General features: G+C 65.3%; 19 protein-coding genes and 1 tRNA gene. 11 read left to right on the forward strand and 9 right to left on the reverse strand.

Going from position 1 to position 15,867, the window contains the following annotated elements; all coding sequences use genetic code 11:
• Window positions 1-65: 65 nt before the first annotated feature.
• Window positions 66-746 carry a response regulator transcription factor gene (locus AC1DIM_RS00080; protein WP_190990219.1) on the reverse strand — a complete coding sequence of 227 codons (681 nt, stop codon included), beginning with the start codon at window positions 744-746 and terminating at the stop codon, window positions 66-68.
• A complete protein-coding gene (locus AC1DIM_RS00085; RefSeq protein WP_477708733.1) occupies window positions 743-1,951 on the reverse strand; it encodes a sensor histidine kinase in 1,209 nt (402 codons plus the stop codon). Before AC1DIM_RS00085 ends, AC1DIM_RS00080 begins: the two co-directional genes overlap by 4 nt.
• A 199-nt stretch (window positions 1,952-2,150) precedes the next feature.
• On the opposite strand from AC1DIM_RS00085, the gene phoU reads away from it, so the two are divergent.
• Window positions 2,151-2,804, forward strand: coding sequence for a phosphate signaling complex protein PhoU (gene phoU, locus AC1DIM_RS00090; RefSeq protein ID WP_477708467.1), 654 nt, complete (start codon window positions 2,151-2,153; stop codon window positions 2,802-2,804).
• A 36-nt stretch (window positions 2,805-2,840) separates the two neighbouring features.
• Here phoU and AC1DIM_RS00095 read toward each other — a convergent pair whose 3' ends face one another.
• Window positions 2,841-3,587 carry a phosphoglyceromutase gene (locus AC1DIM_RS00095; RefSeq protein WP_477708468.1) on the reverse strand — a complete coding sequence of 249 codons (747 nt, stop codon included), beginning with the start codon at window positions 3,585-3,587 and terminating at the stop codon, window positions 2,841-2,843.
• Between the two features lie 62 nt (window positions 3,588-3,649).
• On the opposite strand from AC1DIM_RS00095, the gene AC1DIM_RS00100 reads away from it, so the two are divergent.
• A complete protein-coding gene (locus AC1DIM_RS00100; RefSeq protein WP_477708469.1) occupies window positions 3,650-4,483 on the forward strand; it encodes a class I SAM-dependent methyltransferase in 834 nt (277 codons plus the stop codon).
• Here the strand turns inward: AC1DIM_RS00100 and AC1DIM_RS00105 are convergent.
• The gene (locus AC1DIM_RS00105) at window positions 4,471-4,818 is read right to left on the reverse strand and encodes a DUF2516 family protein (protein WP_477708470.1); all 348 of its coding nucleotides are present in this window, start codon (window positions 4,816-4,818) and stop codon (window positions 4,471-4,473) included. The genes AC1DIM_RS00100 and AC1DIM_RS00105 overlap by 13 nt on opposite strands.
• Window positions 4,819-4,827: 9 nt before the next feature.
• On the reverse strand, window positions 4,828-6,018 hold the full coding sequence (locus AC1DIM_RS00110; protein ID WP_477708471.1) for a trans-sulfuration enzyme family protein: 1,191 nt from the start codon (window positions 6,016-6,018) through the stop codon (window positions 4,828-4,830).
• Window positions 6,019-6,071: 53 nt separating this feature from the next.
• Between AC1DIM_RS00110 and tmk the strand changes: the two genes are divergently transcribed.
• The 5 genes from tmk (at window position 6,072) to AC1DIM_RS00135 (ending at window position 10,245) form a co-directional block, all read left to right on the forward strand.
• Window positions 6,072-6,728 carry a dTMP kinase gene (gene tmk, locus AC1DIM_RS00115; RefSeq protein WP_477708472.1) on the forward strand — a complete coding sequence of 219 codons (657 nt, stop codon included), beginning with the start codon at window positions 6,072-6,074 and terminating at the stop codon, window positions 6,726-6,728.
• Window positions 6,725-7,867: a DNA polymerase III subunit delta' gene (locus AC1DIM_RS00120; protein ID WP_477708473.1), complete on the forward strand. Its 1,143-nt coding sequence runs from the start codon at window positions 6,725-6,727 to the stop codon at window positions 7,865-7,867. Before tmk ends, AC1DIM_RS00120 begins: the two co-directional genes overlap by 4 nt.
• A 22-nt stretch (window positions 7,868-7,889) precedes the next feature.
• Window positions 7,890-9,455: an alpha/beta hydrolase gene (locus AC1DIM_RS00125; RefSeq protein ID WP_477708474.1), complete on the forward strand. Its 1,566-nt coding sequence runs from the start codon at window positions 7,890-7,892 to the stop codon at window positions 9,453-9,455.
• A 97-nt stretch (window positions 9,456-9,552) separates the two neighbouring features.
• Window positions 9,553-9,625 (forward strand) — tRNA-Thr (locus AC1DIM_RS00130).
• A 350-nt stretch (window positions 9,626-9,975) separates the two neighbouring features.
• Window positions 9,976-10,245 carry a hypothetical protein gene (locus AC1DIM_RS00135; RefSeq protein WP_477708475.1) on the forward strand — a complete coding sequence of 90 codons (270 nt, stop codon included), beginning with the start codon at window positions 9,976-9,978 and terminating at the stop codon, window positions 10,243-10,245.
• A gap of 135 nt (window positions 10,246-10,380) precedes the next feature.
• Here AC1DIM_RS00135 and AC1DIM_RS00140 read toward each other — a convergent pair whose 3' ends face one another.
• On the reverse strand, window positions 10,381-11,136 hold the full coding sequence (locus AC1DIM_RS00140) for a VOC family protein (protein ID WP_477708476.1): 756 nt from the start codon (window positions 11,134-11,136) through the stop codon (window positions 10,381-10,383).
• 243 nt (window positions 11,137-11,379) lie between these two features.
• Between AC1DIM_RS00140 and AC1DIM_RS00145 the strand changes: the two genes are divergently transcribed.
• Both AC1DIM_RS00145 and AC1DIM_RS00150 read left to right on the forward strand, forming a co-directional pair.
• On the forward strand, window positions 11,380-11,763 hold the full coding sequence (locus AC1DIM_RS00145) for an Hpt domain-containing protein (protein ID WP_477708477.1): 384 nt from the start codon (window positions 11,380-11,382) through the stop codon (window positions 11,761-11,763).
• 384 nt (window positions 11,764-12,147) lie between these two features.
• Window positions 12,148-12,891 (forward strand): alpha/beta fold hydrolase, encoded by a 744-nt coding sequence (locus tag AC1DIM_RS00150; protein WP_477708478.1) that lies wholly within the window; start codon window positions 12,148-12,150, stop codon window positions 12,889-12,891.
• 47 nt (window positions 12,892-12,938) lie between these two features.
• On the opposite strand, the gene AC1DIM_RS00155 is transcribed toward AC1DIM_RS00150, so the two are convergent.
• A complete protein-coding gene (locus tag AC1DIM_RS00155) occupies window positions 12,939-13,436 on the reverse strand; it encodes a hypothetical protein (RefSeq protein WP_477708479.1) in 498 nt (165 codons plus the stop codon).
• A 62-nt stretch (window positions 13,437-13,498) separates the two neighbouring features.
• Here AC1DIM_RS00155 and AC1DIM_RS00160 point away from each other — a divergent pair, with 62 nt between their 5' ends.
• A complete protein-coding gene (locus AC1DIM_RS00160; RefSeq protein ID WP_477708480.1) occupies window positions 13,499-14,485 on the forward strand; it encodes a hypothetical protein in 987 nt (328 codons plus the stop codon).
• Between the two features lie 39 nt (window positions 14,486-14,524).
• Window positions 14,525-14,710 (forward strand): hypothetical protein, encoded by a 186-nt coding sequence (locus AC1DIM_RS00165; protein WP_477708481.1) that lies wholly within the window; start codon window positions 14,525-14,527, stop codon window positions 14,708-14,710.
• A gap of 16 nt (window positions 14,711-14,726) precedes the next feature.
• Here AC1DIM_RS00165 and AC1DIM_RS00170 read toward each other — a convergent pair whose 3' ends face one another.
• Both AC1DIM_RS00170 and AC1DIM_RS00175 read right to left on the reverse strand, forming a co-directional pair.
• On the reverse strand, window positions 14,727-15,203 hold the full coding sequence (locus AC1DIM_RS00170) for a hypothetical protein (protein ID WP_477708482.1): 477 nt from the start codon (window positions 15,201-15,203) through the stop codon (window positions 14,727-14,729).
• A gap of 8 nt (window positions 15,204-15,211) precedes the next feature.
• Entirely contained in the window at window positions 15,212-15,865 is a 654-nt protein-coding gene (locus tag AC1DIM_RS00175; RefSeq protein WP_477708483.1) for a bacterial proteasome activator family protein, read from the reverse strand.
• Between the last annotated feature and the right edge of the window lie 2 nt (window positions 15,866-15,867).

A 15,867-nucleotide genomic window follows, 5' to 3' on the forward strand; every position in this document is an offset into this window, starting at 1 on the left:
CCCCCGGGGGAGACCCTCCTTTGGCGTTTGCCGGCCGGTTTTGGCGTTTGCCGGCCGCGCCAGGCCTACGGCTCGAACTTGTAGCCGAGGCCCCGGACCGTCACCAGGTAGCGCGGCGCTGACGGGTCCGGCTCGATCTTGCCGCGCAGCCGCTTGACGTGCACATCCAGGGTCTTGGTGTCCCCCACATAGTCGGATCCCCAGACCCTGTCGATCAACTGGCCGCGGGTCAGCACCCTGCCGGAATTTCGCAGCAGCATTTCCAGCAGCTCGAATTCCTTCAACGGCAGGAGGACCTGCTCCCCGTCCACGCTGACCACGTGCCGTTCAATGTCCATGCGGACGGGTCCTGCCTGGACCGTGGCAGAGATCAGCTCCTCCGGCTCCCCCTGCCGGCGGAGGACGGCCCGCACCCGGGCCACCAGCTCCCGGGAAGAATATGGCTTGGTGACATAGTCATCGGCCCCCAGTTCGAGGCCCACCACCTTGTCAATCTCCGAGTCCTTGGCCGTCAGCATGATGACCGGAACACCGGAACGCTGGCGCAACTGGCGGCAGACTTCCGTTCCGGACAGGCCGGGCAGCTGCAGGTCCAGGAGGACCAGGTCCGCCCCGTTCCGGTCGAACTCGGTGATCGCGTCGAGGCCGTTATCCACCACCTCGACTTCGAAACCTTCCTTGCCCAGCAAATAGGACAACGGGTCGCTGAACGACTCTTCGTCCTCGACAATCAAAATCCTGCTCAAGCGCTGGCTCCTTGCTCATGTACGCCTCGCTCTTTGACACGCTCGGGTACGGCTCGATCTTTGACAACTGGAGTATCGGGTTCGTCCTGGCTCTCCATCTCGGGAAGCCTCAGGGTGAAGGTGGAACCCTGGCCGGGCCGGGACCACAACGTCACCTCACCGCCATGGTTCGATGCAACGTGCTTGACGATGCTCAGGCCCAGGCCGGTGCCGCCAGTGTGGCGGGACCGTGCTGCGTCCACACGGTAGAAGCGCTCAAAGACCCGCTCCTGGTCCTCCGGGGTCATCCCCTCACCCTGGTCCGTGACGGAGACGGCGATGAGTCCGTCCTTTGACCGGACACCCACGCCCACCTTGGTGTTTTCCGGCGAATAGCGAATGGCGTTATCGATCAGGTTCCGCAGCGCAGTAACCAGCAGGTCCCGGTCACCAAACACTGTGGCGTCTACGTGGTCGCCGACAACGATCTGGATTTTCTTGCTCTCAGCCGGCAGCTGGGAACGGTCCACGGCTTCGGCGATGACAGCGTTAATGTCCACGGCGCTGCCCCCTTGGGACACGCTCGCGCCTTGGAGCCGGGAGAGCTCGATGATGTCCTGGACCAGGGCGGCCAGCCGGGCTGATTCCTTGTGCATCCGCTTGGCGAACCGGCGGACGGCCTGTTCGTCATCCGCCGAGGATTCCAACGCCTCGGCCAGCAGGGAAATCGCCCCCACCGGGGTCTTCAGCTCATGGGATACGTTGGCAACGAAGTCGTTGCGGATCTCCTCCGTGCGGGTGATCTCTGTGCGGTCGTCGGCCAGCAGGAGGATGTACTCCTCCCCGAGCATGGCCGCACGTACCTGCACAATGATAGTGCCTTGGCCCAGCGGGCCCCGCGGGAGCTCGAGCTTTTTCTCCAGAATCACGCCGTCGCGGCGAACCCCGGCTGTCATGTCCAGCAACTCCTTGTGGACCACCGTGTGGCCGCGTACCAGGCCATAGGCGTACGCCGCGGGGCTGGCTCGTACTACTCCGTCAACGGCGTCCACCACTACAAACGCCCGGCCAACCACAGCCAGTACCTCCGCTGCGCCTTTCGGCAGGGAAGGCTCGTCCATGTCGACGTCGACAAATTGGCGCTGCTTTTCACTGACCCTGAATGCGAGCACGCCAAAGGTGCCGAGCGCCAGGCCGACGAGGCCCGCGATGACACCGATAAGCATAGGATCCACAGCTCCAGCTTATGCTGAGATCAGTGGCTTGCCGGTGCGTCCGGGGCCGTTGCACAGACGGTTCAGCTAACGTTCATTTACAAGAGACTGTTCGTTCACCGCACGCTGGCAGAGTTACGGGTTAGAGTGCCGAACGGCGACATGAATTCCGTCTGCCATTGGGGCGGGATTCCAGAGAAAGGACGCCCCCGTGCGTAAGGTTTTTCAGGAAGAGCTGACCCAGGTCGGTGAGCAGCTGGTTGAGATTTCCAAGTTGGTCAGTGAGGCAATGGAGAAGGCCACCACGTCTTTCGAGGTTGCAGACGTTGACCTGGCGGAAGACGTCATCGCGGCTGACGCCCGCATCGATTTCCTGCAGAACAGCCTGGACGAACGCGCCATCGACATTCTCGCCTTGCAGGGTCCGGTAGCCAGCGACCTCCGCATGATCGTCGGCTCGCTTCGGATGAGCGCCTCGCTGGAGCGGATGGGCGACCTTGCCCGGCACGTCGCCCAGCTGGCCCGGCTGCGCTTCCCGTCCACCGTCATCCCCGCATCCATGGCGGAAACGTTCAAGAAGATGGCCGAACTGGACCAGCTGATCGTGGACAAGCTCACCGTACTCCTGGAAACCCGGGACCTCGAAGTGGCGCGCGACATCCTGAAGGCCAACACCACCATCGACGACCTTCACCTGAGCGTCTTCAAGGCCATCGCTTCCCCGGATTGGGCTGAGTCCCCCGCCACCACTGTGGACGTTGCCCTCGCAAGCCGCTACTTCGAACGGTTCGCCGACCACGGCGTCTCCGTGGCCCGCAAGGTCACCTACCTGGTGACCGGCGAATGGCAGCCACAGGGCCTGTAGCCCAAACTTCACCCCGTCGTGATAGCTGCTTTTGCCTTATTTCTTGCCCTGGTTCGCCACGGCCAGGATGGCCTCGGCCGCGGCGTCGGGATCCAGGTACGTGCCGCCCGGCTTGATGGGCTGGAAGTTCTCGTCGAGGTCGTAGACCAGCGGGATCCCGGTGGGGATGTTCAGGCTGGCAATGGCGTCGTCGCTGATGCCGTCCAGGTGCTTGACCAGGGCGCGCAGGGAGTTGCCGTGGGCGGTGACCAGGACAGTCTTGCCGGCTTTGAGGTCTTCCTTGATGTCAGATTCCCAGTACGGCAGGAGGCGGACCAGGACGTCCTTGAGGCACTCGGTGCGCGGCAGGGCGTCGCCGAGGTCCGCGTAGCGCGGATCGTGGGCCTGGGAAAACTCGCTGTCATCCGACAGGGGCGGCGGCGGAGTGTCATAGCTGCGGCGCCATTCCATGAACTGCTCTTCGCCGAACTCGGCCAGGGTCTGGGCCTTGTCCTTGCCCTGCAGTGCGCCGTAGTGGCGTTCGTTCAGGCGCCAGTCGCGCTTGACGGGGATCCACCCGCGGTCCGCCTTGTCCAACGTGATGTTCGCCGTGTTGATGGCGCGCTTGAGCAGCGACGTGTAGAGGACGTCGGGGAGGATGTTGTTCTCCACCAGGAGCTCACCGCCGCGGGCCGCTTCCTCGCGCCCCTGGTCGTTAAGGTCAACGTCCACCCAGCCGGTGAACAGGTTCTTGGCGTTCCATTCGCTGTGGCCGTGGCGCAGCAGAATCAGCTTGTAAGTCATGATTTTCATCCTAGCCGAGGCGCGCTGCAGCCGGTTTTGCGTTACGAAGATAGGGTTGGGCCGTGGTGCAAAAAGCTGAACGGGTGAGCGGTTCCCCAAACCGGGGCGGCAAGCCGGTGGGAAACGTCACCCGCGGCACCACCAACCCGAATCGGATGCGCCGGGTGGACCGCTGGCTCACGGGACCTCAGGCCTGGCGGCTGCGCGCCGCCGAAGACCCTTTGGTGATCGACCTGGGCTACGGCGCAACGCCAGCCACCGCCGTCGAACTTTTTGACCGGCTCCGCGCCGCCCGGCCGGACGTGCGGGTCTGCGGGATCGAGATCGAACCGGAACGGGTCCGTGCAGCCAAGGCGCTGGAACGGCCGGGACTTAGCTTCCAGGTGGGCGGCTTTGAACTGCCCGTGCCCGGGCAGCCTGTCCTGGTCCGTGCCTTCAACGTCCTGCGGCAGTACGAAGAGGCTGACGTTGCGGGAATCTGGCGGCTGGTCCAGGGCAGGCTCTCCCCCGGCGGCCTATTTGTTGACGGTACGTGCGATGAGATCGGCCGCCGGGTGACCTGGATTGCCCTCGACGCTAAACGGCCGCTGTCCCTGAGCATGTCCGTGCGGTTCGGCAGCTTCGACCTGCCCTCGGACATTGCCGAGCGCCTGCCGAAGGCCCTCATCCACCGCAACGTCCCCGGCGAACCGGTGCACCGGCTGATGCAGGCCATGGACCGTGCTTGGCTGGAATCAGCGCCGCTGGCCTCGTTCGGCAACAGGCAGCGCTGGCAGGCGATGTGCAAGGCACTGCGCGACGGCGGGTGGCCGGTTCAGGACGGCCCGTCGCGGTGGCGCCTGGGTGAACTGACCGTGGACTGGGAAGCAGTGGCGCCAGCCACTCACCAGCCGTAGGGTCCGGTGTTGCGGCTGCCGCCGCGGCCCGCGTCCTTGACGGCGGGGCGGACGTCGGCGAGGTAGACGGAAGCGGCCACCACGGCAGCCAGCCCGAACAGGCCGAGGGTGCCGAAGATGCCGCCGCTGCTGAGGAGGGAGATGACTCCGATGAGAGTGGCCCCGCCGGTCAGAGCCAGCCAAAACGTCTTGGTCCGTTTGCCGGTGGCTTCAAAGGCGGCGGACTTGTGGCGAACACAGTCCAGCAGCGCCCACGCCTCAAGTCCCAGTGCCACCAGGGCAAGGATAAAAAACACTGCCTGCTCTACAGGCCGAATAATCAGTTCACCGTCCACCGTCCAAGCCTAACGGTCCAGCGAGTCCAGCGCCTGCTTCAAATCAGCCCAGAGGTCCTCAACATTCTCGATGCCCACGCTCAGGCGCACCAGGTTCTCCGGAACGCTGAGCGGCTCCGCGGCGTGCCGGCGGCGCCGCTCGATCAGTGACTCGACGCCGCCCAAGGAGGTCGCAGGCAGCCAGAGCTGCAGGGCCCGCACCAGCTTGTCCGCAGCGCCGGCTCCGTCCAGGCCGCCAACCGGCGCGATCTGCACGCACACGACCGATCCGAAGCCCTTCATCTGGGACTTCGCACGTTCGTGCCCGGGGTCGGCGGAAAGCCCGGGGAACCGGATGCATTCGACCAAGGGATGCTCGTTGAGGCGTTCGGCCAGGACTGCCGCTGACGCCTGGGACCGTTCCACGCGCAGTGCCAGGGTCCGGAGTCCGCGCAGCGCCAGCCAGGCCTCGAAGGGGCCGGCGATCCCGCCGTGGATGGTGCGGTTATGCAGCAGCGCCGCCCGGATGTCCGGGTTTGAGGTCACCAGGGCGCCGAGCACGACGTCGGAATGGCCGGCCAGGTATTTGGTCACCGAATGCAACACCACGTCAGAGCCGAGGGCCAGTGGCTGCTGGACCAAGGGGGTGGAGAAGGTGTTGTCCGTAACCACAATGGCACCAGCCGCGTGGGCTGCGGCGGTCAGTTCGCGGATATCGGCGATTCCCAGCATCGGGTTGGTGGGGCTTTCCAGCCACAGCATCCTCGCGGCTTTGGCGCCCGGTCCCTGCGGGGCCAGCTGTTCTTTGACCGCGTCCGTGTCCGCGATGTCCACGGTCCGGAGCTCAAGGAACCCTTTTTGCGCCAACTCGCTGGCCATCACCAGGGAACCCGCGTAGCTGTGCGAGGGCATCACCAGAACCCCGCCGGCCGGCAGCAGCGACAGGGCGGAACTCACGGCTGCCAGACCCGATGCGTAGAGCAGGCCGGGCAGTGCGGAGCCTTCCAGCTGGCCAAGAGCCTGTTCGAAGGGATCCCAGGTGGGGTTGGCGTAGCGCCCGTAGCCGCGGTCGCCGGCGCCCAGCGATCCCGTGCCGAAATACGTCGAGGACAGCACGATGGGTGCGTTGACCGGTTCGTCGTGCTCACGCGGCGGCCGGCCGGCGGCGACCACCACGGTTTCGGCGGAGAGGGACGCTGCGTACTGTTCCGTGAGGCTCATGGTCAAAGCGTACTTTGACGCGCGCGGACCGCTGAAGTCGGTAGGCTGGAGCAGTGACCACCACCAACAGCCCCGGACTTTTCATCGCCTTTGAGGGCGGTGACGGCGCCGGGAAGTCAACGCAGGCGGCTTTGCTCGCCGAGGCCCTGGAATCCCGCGGCCTGACCGTCCTGCGGACCCGGGAACCGGGCGGGACACCCATCGGCGAAAAGCTGCGTTCCTTGGTCCTGGACCACGGCCATGGCCATATTGATGCCCACACCGAGGCCCTCATTTTTGCAGCCTCACGTGCCGCCCACGCCAGCCAGGTGATTCGGCCGGCACTGAAGCGCGGTGAAGTTGTCCTGACTGACCGCTACATCGACTCGTCCGTGGCCTATCAGGGAGCCGGGCGGGATCTGGGTGCTGATGCAGTCCGTTCGCTCAATGAATGGGCCACCTCGGGGCTGCAGCCTGATCTCACGGTGTTGTTGGACGTGGATCCGGCTGTTGGCCGGCGCAGGCGGACTGCCGGCGCCGCCGCGGAAGACCGGCTGGAATCCGAAGCTGATGAGTTCCACTCCACCATCCGTGACGCCTTCCTCGAGCTGGCCGCCAGCCGCCCGGACACGTACCTTGTCCTGCCTGCCCACCTGCCCGTCCCCGACCTCGCGGCGCAGATCCTGGCCAGCATCGACTCGCTGCTCGCGACTTCGCGGGGTGCCGCGTGACGGTATGGGACGATCTCCAGGGCCAGCCCGCCGTCGTCGAACAGTTGCGGCAGGCGACCCTGGGCGAGGGCCTGACCCATGCCTGGCTGTTTACCGGCCCGCCCGGTTCCGGGCGTTCCAACGCCGCTAAGGCGTTCGCCGCGGCCCTCAACTGCGACCAGGAGGATGTGACCCGGCGCGGCTGTGGCGAGTGCCACGCCTGCCAGACCATCCTCGGCGAGACGCATTCGGACGTGACGTTCGTCCGGACTGAGAAGGTCACCATCACCATCGACGAGGCGCGCGATCTGGTGTCCACGGCGGGCAACCGTCCGTCCTCAGGGCGTTGGCGGATCATCGTGGTCGAAGACGCGGACCGGATGGCCGAACGCACCACCAACGTCCTGCTGAAGGCCATCGAGGAACCCACTCCGCGGACCATCTGGATGCTGTGCGCGCCATCGCCCGCCGACGTGCTGGTGACCATCCGGTCCCGCTGCCGTGCCGTGGCCTTGCGCTTACCGCCGGCCGCCGACGTCGCGGCTTTGCTGGTGAAGCGCGACGGCGTGGAACCGGCCCTCGCCGAACGCGCGGCCCGCGCCGCGCAAAGCCATGTGGGGATTGCCCGCCGCCTGGCACGGGATCCCGAGGCGCGGGAACGCAGGCTGGAAACCGTAAGGTTTCCGCTGGGGCTGCGCGGCGTCACCGCGGCGGTCATGATGGCGGACAAGCTCGTGAAGATCGCCACCGCCGAAGCCAACAGTTCCAATGAGGAGCGCGACGCCGCCGAGAAGGCTGCGCTGCTTGCCACCTTGGGTGCCCCGGAGTCCGGGACGATGCCCCCGGCCATGCGGAGCCAGATCAGGCAGTTGGAAGAGGACCAAAAACGCAGGGCCAAGCGGTCCATCACCGATTCACTGGACCGGACCCTCACGGACCTGCTTTCCTTTTACCGGGACGTGCTGATTATTCAACTGGGGAACAGTGTGGAGCTGGTGAACGTTGAACTCAGGAGCGAACTGGAAGAATTCGCCGGCAGGTCCGCTCCGGAGACCACGCTTGCCCGCATGGACGCCATCAACAAAGCCCGCCAACGCATCACCACCACCAACGTTGCTCCGCTGTTGACCATTGAGTCCATGGCAGCCAGCCTGATCTAGCCCTTCCAAGGAGACCTCTCGAATGACTGCTCGCCCCCTGCCCGCACGCTCCCGATCCCTGGGGAGTGGACTGCGGGCTGCCGGCGCCCTGGTTCTGGCCCTGACACTGGCATCGTGCAGCCTCATCGGCGGTAACAAGGCCGAGGAAGCGCCCGCCACGGGCAAGGCGGATCCCGCCATTGTGGCTTCCGCCCCCGCCGGGCTCGATTCCTTCTATTCGCAGGAAGTCGTGTGGGAACCGTGTGAAAACGGCTTCCAGTGCGCCAAGGTATCCGTGCCGATGGACTACGCGAATCCCGGCGGAGACAAGATCCAGCTCGCTGCCCTGCGGGCTCCCAGCACCGGCAAGAAGACCGGCAGCCTACTGGTCAATCCGGGCGGCCCGGGCGGCTCCGGCTACGACTTCGTCAAAGACGCCGCCGGGACGCACTTTTCCCAGTCCGTTCGGGCGAACTACGACCTCGTTGGCTTCGATCCGCGGGGCGTCAAACGCTCCTCCCCCGTGACGTGCATGACGGATGAAGAGCGGGACGCGGAGAGGGCCAAGATTTATGACCTGGAAACAGACGCCGGACTGGCCACTGTGCTGGCGGACAACAAAGCCATCGCCGAGCAGTGCGCCGCACAAACCGGACCCTCCCTCGGCCACATCGACACCATCAGCGCGGCCAAGGACCTGGACATCCTCCGGGCTGTGGTGAACGACACCAAGCTTAATTACCTCGGCTACTCCTACGGCACCTTCCTCGGCTCCACCTACGCGTCGCTGTTCCCGAACAACGTGGGCCGGATGGTTCTGGACGGAGCCCTGGATCCGTCCATCAGCAATGAGGAACTGACGATGGGCCAGGCCGTTGCCTTCGAGAAGGCCATCAGGTCCTACGTGGCCGATTGCCTCCGCAAAGACGGCTGCCCCCTCAGCGGCGGCGTGGACAGCGGTGTCCAGCAGATCCGCGGCCTTATCAACTCTGTCCAGGAGAGTCCGCGGCAGGCGAAGGACGGCCGCACCGTCAACGCCACAATGTTCGTCAGTGGCCTGATCACGCCTCTCTACAACGACCAGAGCTGGCCCGCCTTGACCCAGGCGCTGGCAGCCGCTGCGACGGGTGACGTGAGCCTGATGCTGCGGCTGGCGGATCTTGGCGCAGACCGCGGCTCCAACGGGAAATACACCTCCAACTCCACCTTCGCCTTCAGCGCCATCAACTGCCTGGACTACCCCATGGTCTCCGACACGGCGTCCATGCGTGCCGAAGACCAGCGGCTGCGGCAGGCTTCACCGACCCTCGGCTATTTCTTCGCCTATGGCGGCACCAACTGCGCGGACTGGCCATACAAGAACGTGCGGACCCCCGCCCAGGTCGAATACACCGGCGGGTCCCCCATCGTTGTCATCGGGACCACCGGAGACCCGGCAACCCCGGTGGAATGGGCGGCATCCCTCCGCAAACAGCTGGGCAACGCTTCGCTGATGACGTGGCGGGGTGAGGGCCATACTGCGTACGGGCGGGCGAACAGCTGCCTTGAGAATGCGGTGGACAGCTACCTCGTGGAGGGCAAGGTTCCTGCCGACAACACGGTCTGCTGAGCCGCGCGCCGGGTCCCATTTTGACCCGGACGGCGCGACTCTATTACAGTTGACTCTTGCATGAACCGCCCGGTTACGCCGGGAGATTCCATGCGGTGCTTCCTTAGCTCAGTCGGTAGAGCGTTTCACTCGTAATGAAAAGGTCATCAGTTCGATTCTGATAGGAAGCTCGGGACAAACCCCCTAGAAACCACGGTTTTTAGGGGGTTTTTCGCTGGCTTATGGACAAGCGGGGAATCTTAGGCATTCCCCGCTTTTTCCTTTAATTCCCAACGTGTCTGACACTTTTCAGCACTATCCTGGGCGACACTCCTGCCTGCGCTACCCGGCTTTCAGTCGGCGCAACATCCCGGTGAGGCCTGAGGACCCGAGGACTTCGAGCACGGCGCCCAGGAAGTCATGGGGATAAGGTCCGGGCAGTAACGGCCCCGTAACGTGTCAGCTGGTCTGCTTCAACCCTTGGGCAACCGCTCAAGAACGAAACAGGCCAGTAACCGGGCCTACGTTGAAACGAGCAGCAATGCCAGTAACTGCAGCAGCCACAGGGTCACGCCGCGTCAACCTGGAAGCTTACGGTCGGTTCCTGGTCGCAATTGATGCACCTGGAATAACGCCCGACAACAACGTGGTCGCTTCCGTCACCGAGCTCGACGAGAATGCCAACCCGAAGCTTGGCGATGCGACCATGATAATTCAGAACGTCGTTCCGGAAAATGACCGCGTTCTGGTCAGGGGTCATGTGGACTGGGGGGATAACCTCCCCATCCGCGTCACCATCATGTTCCAGTAGGACGGAACGAGGCCCGCAGAACCGTGGTGCGCATCATTACCCCCCTGCGGGAGGCATTCCTGACGGGGCGGCCCGGCCCGGGGTGGTGGTTAGCGCGCAGATTATGCGTCGATAACAGGGGTGACCGGCACCCACCTATCGGACTGCCAGGGTGACGGCGTTTCCCCACGGGTCCTCGGTGACGGTACTTCCCTCAACCCGCTGATGGTCGATCCCGGCCGCGTCCAGGCGGGATTCGACGGCAGCGAGTTCTTCCGTGCTGCCAACCCGCACCGTGAAGGATCCAAGGCCGAGTTCGTTGGTGCGCGGCCCGGCGTCCTTACTCGTCCACGTGTTGGTGCCGATGTGGTGATGGTAGCCGCCTGCGGCGAAGAACACCGCCCCGTTCGTTTCGGCGGTGACGGCGAATCCCAGGGTATCCGAGTAGAAGGCCCGCGCCCGGTCGAGGTCGCCGACGCGCAGATGCACGTGTCCCACCTTTGGGTCCGAAGCTGTTCCTGCGCCAAGGTGTTCGCGGATGAATGCGTTCGGGTCCAATGGTGCTGAGCCCATGGTGACCTTGCCGTCCTTCCACGTCCACTCACGGGCGGGCCGGTCGATGTAGACTTCAATGCCGTTCCCGTCCGGGTCGCCCAGGTAGAAGGCCAGGCTGACGGCATGGTCCGCGCTCCCCTGGAAGCTGCCCGGCGCGGCGTGAGCGACCTTGGCGAGGACGGCGGCGAGTGAGGCCCTGTCCTCGTAGAGGAACGCAGAGTGGTAGAGGCCCGCCTGGCCGGGGCTGTCCCGGGCGCCGTCCGGATCCTCAGCGATGGTGAGAACCTCTTCCGGGTGCTGGTGCCCAGAACGGACCCTGCGGGGGCGGTCGAGGCCCCGTTTGCGGCTATCGTCCACCAAGTGGCTCCGCCGGCCAGGGCAACGGCCGCGCCGGTGATGGCGAATACGCGACGACGGGAATTTGGCAGAACGGGACTGGCACTGCACCATGGCGACACCGCTGCCGAACGATGAAGCATTCGGGTGTCCCCATGGCGAAAATCGAGTACCACCTACTCGTGTGTTCACCCTTGTCAGCCAGTAGCGTCCATTACAAGTCCTGGGGGACGTTGATAGGTGTGTCGACGCTCGGGGGAAATTATGGACGCCAATGCTTTACCGCTACTGGATCGGGGAGTCCTGCAAAAGCTGCGGGACGGGCTCGACGACGAAGATGTCTGCAAGGTCTTCGTCCTGAACTTTATTGCGCTGCTGCCCGACAGGGCTGAGAAAGTGCGCCTCACACTGACCACGGGGGATTTGAGAGGTGCGCTGGATGCGGTCCTCAGCCTGAAGTCTTCGAGCCAGATGGTTGGCGCGGAACGCCTTGCAGAGTTTGCGACCGATCTGGAGCACTCCCTCCGCGTTGACACGCGTCACGCAGAGCCCGCCAGGCTCCTGCCACAATTGGCGGCCGCCAACATCGCACGGATCACCAAATGCGGCCGACAGACCACGGACCTGCTGCAGAAATACGTTGCGTAACCCGGCGACGAACCGCCGCGCGGGGCCGGCGCTGTCGCAGCGGAGAACCAACCGGGCACGGTTTCGAGCTACTCCTTAAGGGCGCCACATGCATCCTCTGGCATTGATCTGTGTCGTCCTCGCTGCGGCAGTGCTCTGGGTGGTCATTATTTGGAGCATGCTTAGCCTGCTCGGCCGTGCTGAACGCCGGTCAGGGCTGAGGGCCCCACGCAGGAGCGCCCATGGCGCCGGCAGGAGGAGCGCGCCCAGAAGCCCGGGGATGCTGAAAGTACGCCGACGAAGGTCTCGGCGGGTACCGGCGCGCCCCTGAAGCGGAGCGCTGGTCAGGCACAAAAGCGATGGTCAGGCACAAGTAGGCGCCGGCGCCTGTGGAAGAGTGGCGGTATGAACCCAGCGTCTCCCGGGGAACGCTCCAGCCTCGTCTTCATCCACGGCGGCGGAGTGGGACCCTCGATGTGGGATGCGCAGACAGCCTACTTCTCGCATGATTACACCGTCTTTACCCCTACCCTTCCCGGGCATCACCTGCACGGCCGAAGCTCCTTTACCTCGCACGCCGAGGCAGCGGAGGCCGTTGCGCACGAGGTCGGCCTCCCGGAGCTCGGTCCTGTGACGGTGATTGGCTTTTCGCTGGGCGGACAGACGGCGATCCAGTTGGCAGCGTCCTATCCTGACCGGGTGGAACGACTGGTGGTGGTCAGTTCCCTCCTGCGGCCTTGGCCCGGAGCAGGCGCCCTTGGCCTCATCGCGGCAGCCGCCGCTCCATTGTCCCGAAACCGCCGCTTCGCACGCGCCCAGGCGGCTCAGCTCTCAGTCCCCGCTGCAAGGTTTGAGGACTATTACGCCCTTTCCAGGTCCATCTCCATCCCAACGCTACGGCGCTTGATTCAGGCCAATTTCTCGTTCGCGGTGCCTGACCGAGTGCTGGATTCCACACGGCCGGTATTGCTCATGGCGGGAAACATGGAAGCGACGCCGCTCCTTCGCGGGATGGAGTACTTCCAGTCGAAATTCCGGAACAGCTCCCTCCAGATCCACAAGGGTGTGGGTCACGGGATGTCTTTGGCCCAGTCCGAGCTGTTCAACACATCCCTCAACCACTGGCTCAAAACTACCGGCAGAACCTGACCATGCGGTCCGGAACCAGAGGACCCGCCCACGCTTCCCAGAGAGCCTTAGCCGCCAGGGACCACCAGCTCTAACGGCGGGGTCTCCGACGGGCCGCCGCATTGCGCCGAGCCGCCCACGCGCTTCCACTCAAGGTCGGATTCCTTCTCGATCAGCACCTCTCCCGTAGTCGACAGGACCCTGGCCGTCACGTGGTCCGGGGAACTCATGGTGACGGTGAACCGCCAAGTATCGGCGTCGACCTGTTCAGCGTAGAACGGTGCCATGGACGGCGGTGCTTCAGCCGTAACAGGAGCTGTGGGGTCCAATGGAAGGGTGGAGACAACACGGGGCGTGGCCGTCCCGGGCACCGGGCGCAGCTCTGAACACGCCCCGTCGGCGCACAGCTGCACACTGCCCACACGCGAGACGCCCCCTGCCAGTTCGACGGTGACGGAGTTGACCCACCCGATCGCCGGACAGGCGTTTGAGCAACTGGCCACCGGAAGACAAACCCCCAACAACAGGACCGCCGGCCGGATAAGGAGCCCCCACACTCTTCTCATGCGGTCAGTCTAGGCGGTGCGCATACCCGGGAGCGCCGCATGTTCCACCTATGATGGCGTGCATGGATGACAAGGCGCTCACGGCCATCGCGCTGGAGCTGTACGCGCTTCCGTTTGATGAGTTCATGGCAGCCAGGACAGCCGCAGCCAAGGCCGCCACGGGTTCCGGGAAGGAACTCCCCGCCGCCGTCAAGGCGCTGCCGAAACCCTCAGTGGCGGCTTGGGCCGTCAACATGATGGCGGTGCACGAGTCCGCAGTACTCGCGCAGCTCGCCGACCTCGGCCGGCGGATGCGCGCCGCCCAGTCATCTTTTGATGCCGGCACCCTCCGGGAACTGGCGCGGGAGCGCCGCGCCCTGCTCAGTGCCGCCGTCGATACTGCCCGTTCCGTCGCGGACCGCCACGGACGGGCCATCAGCGCCACTATCGCAACCGACGTCGAGCGGACCCTTGGTGCGTTGATCACGGACGAAGGTGCGGCGGCCGCCGTCCAAAGCGGGTTACTGATCCAGACACTGTCCTCCGACGGCGTGGACACCGTGGACCTCGACGGTGCCGTAGCGGTTCCCAGTGCCGTAGCAGTTCCCGGCGCCGTGACAGTACCGCGCAGCTCCCCTACACCGGCCGCGGCCCCGGAGCAGGAACAAAAACAGCGCCCGACGGCGGCCGGTACCGCCCGTCCGCCCGCGGACCAGCCGCTCCTCAAGGCTGTCCGGGAGACTCCGCGGCGGGCATCGCCGTCCGCTTTGGAGAAGGCCAAGGAGGTTTTAGCCGACGCCAAGTCAGCGGAGAAGGAGGCTGCCAGGCTGGCGACGGAACGGCGGGAGCAGCTGGCGGAGGCAGAGGAAGAAGTAGCCGGGCTGACTCGCGAAACCCGGGACCTGCGGGCACGGCTGAAGACCGCCGAGGAACAACTGGACAGCGCACGGAGGGGGCTGTCCACGGCAGCAGCCGAAGCAAAGCAGGCGGTAAGGGCAGATGAAAAAGCGCAGCGCTCAGCCGTGCTCGCGCAGGAGCGGGTCCTCAGGCTGGGCAACACGCGGGACTGATGACCGGTGATTGTCAGACCCCGGTTGCACACTGGATTTATGGAAAACAAACTCGCTCACGAATTCCACGTCACGTACTTCGACGCCGGCTGTGGCCGGATCCGCAATGAAAGCTTCGACTCCCGGATGGAAGCCGAACGTTTCGCCAGCCGGCAGTGCCCCGGCGAGGAAGCCTGGGCAGTCATCGACGAAATCGGCGTTGAGCAGGCGCGCATCGCCGCTTGAGGGTTCCCTGACCGCTTCAGCCGGAAAGAGTCTCCGGCCGGCCACCGGCGGCGTCCTCGGCGAGGCGGCGCTCGGCGTCGGACACCTGCTCAAAAACGGATTCAGCGCGGCGGCGCACCGAAGCTGCCCCTACCGGAACCGGCCCGACTGCCAGCCGCAGCATGGCAGCAGCTTCGGCAGTGGTGGCCAGCGAGTTGCCGGCTTTGGACAGCGACCGGTGCACACCGGCCAACGCCCCCGGAATATCGAGCCCGTCGCTGGGCGACCGCCGCTGGGCCTCCACACACACCAGGCGGACACGCTCCAGGAGCCCGGTCAGCTCATTGGCGATCTCCACGAGTTCGGCGTAAAGCTGATCGTCTTCCACACCCTCAAGCACCTGGTGATAACGGTCCAGGCCCCGGTGGAACCGGTCGTGAGCGCGGCGCCACAGGCCCTTGCCGAGCTCGGCGTCATCCTTGCGCCCTTGGCGGGCGGCAGTAAAGAATCCCACAAAGAGACCTAGAGGTACTGTCCGGGGCCGTGGTCCGGGTCCTCCGGCTGGCCTGGCGTGGCTGCGCCGGGGCGATGCCCTGCCGCGGCCCGCTGCGGCTCCCCGTTCTCCCCGATGACTACACCCGGGGCAATCATGGTGCCGGGCGGCAACTGCTTGAGCTGCATCTGCGCGACGGCATGCTCACGCGCGGCGTGCTGGGCAGCGATGGCTGTCTGAATGCCATGGAAGAGGCCCTCCAGCCACCCCACCAGCTGCGCCTGGGCGATCCGGAGCTCGGCGTCCGACGGCGTGGCATTGTCCGGGAAGGGGAGGTTGATCCGTTCCAGTTCCGCCACCAGCTCCGGGGCCAGGCCGTCCTCCAGTTCCTTGATGGACCGCTCGTGGATCTCCGCCAGACGTCCCCGGGCGGCGTCGTCCAGCGGGGCTGACTTAACCTCTTCCAGGAGTTGCCGGATCATGGTGCCGATCCGCATGACTTTCGCAGGCTCGTCCACCAGGTCCTGCAGGTTACTGCCCTTGGCTGTACCAGCCTTCGCGCCGGCAGCAGCCGGACCGGTTGGGACCGGCCCGGCAGCGCCTGGCCCCGCCGGGCCGCCGTTGTCGAGGGTGGTGCCCTCAACCGGGATGTCGTCAGGCTGAGTGTCGTTCGGATCGCTCATGC

It is taken from the genome of Pseudarthrobacter sp. 01T43 (assembly GCF_056398665.1).

Excerpts from the sequence above, each read along its gene's own strand:
- AC1DIM_RS00145 (WP_477708477.1), top strand. The coding sequence starts at position 11,380 with ATGGACGCCAATGCTTTACCGCTACTGGATCGGGGAGTCCTGCAAAAG.
- AC1DIM_RS00155 (WP_477708479.1), bottom strand. The coding sequence starts at position 13,436 with ATGAGAAGAGTGTGGGGGCTCCTTATCCGGCCGGCGGTCCTGTTGTTG.
- AC1DIM_RS00125 (WP_477708474.1), top strand. The coding sequence starts at position 7,890 with ATGACTGCTCGCCCCCTGCCCGCACGCTCCCGATCCCTGGGGAGTGGA.
- AC1DIM_RS00110 (WP_477708471.1), bottom strand. The coding sequence starts at position 6,018 with ATGAGCCTCACGGAACAGTACGCAGCGTCCCTCTCCGCCGAAACCGTG.
- AC1DIM_RS00135 (WP_477708475.1), top strand. The coding sequence starts at position 9,976 with ATGCCAGTAACTGCAGCAGCCACAGGGTCACGCCGCGTCAACCTGGAA.
- AC1DIM_RS00175 (WP_477708483.1), bottom strand. The coding sequence starts at position 15,865 with ATGAGCGATCCGAACGACACTCAGCCTGACGACATCCCGGTTGAGGGC.
- AC1DIM_RS00150 (WP_477708478.1), top strand. The coding sequence starts at position 12,148 with ATGAACCCAGCGTCTCCCGGGGAACGCTCCAGCCTCGTCTTCATCCAC.
- AC1DIM_RS00160 (WP_477708480.1), top strand. The coding sequence starts at position 13,499 with ATGGATGACAAGGCGCTCACGGCCATCGCGCTGGAGCTGTACGCGCTT.
- AC1DIM_RS00165 (WP_477708481.1), top strand. The coding sequence starts at position 14,525 with ATGGAAAACAAACTCGCTCACGAATTCCACGTCACGTACTTCGACGCC.
- AC1DIM_RS00085 (WP_477708733.1), bottom strand. The coding sequence starts at position 1,951 with ATGCTTATCGGTGTCATCGCGGGCCTCGTCGGCCTGGCGCTCGGCACC.
- AC1DIM_RS00095 (WP_477708468.1), bottom strand. The coding sequence starts at position 3,587 with ATGACTTACAAGCTGATTCTGCTGCGCCACGGCCACAGCGAATGGAAC.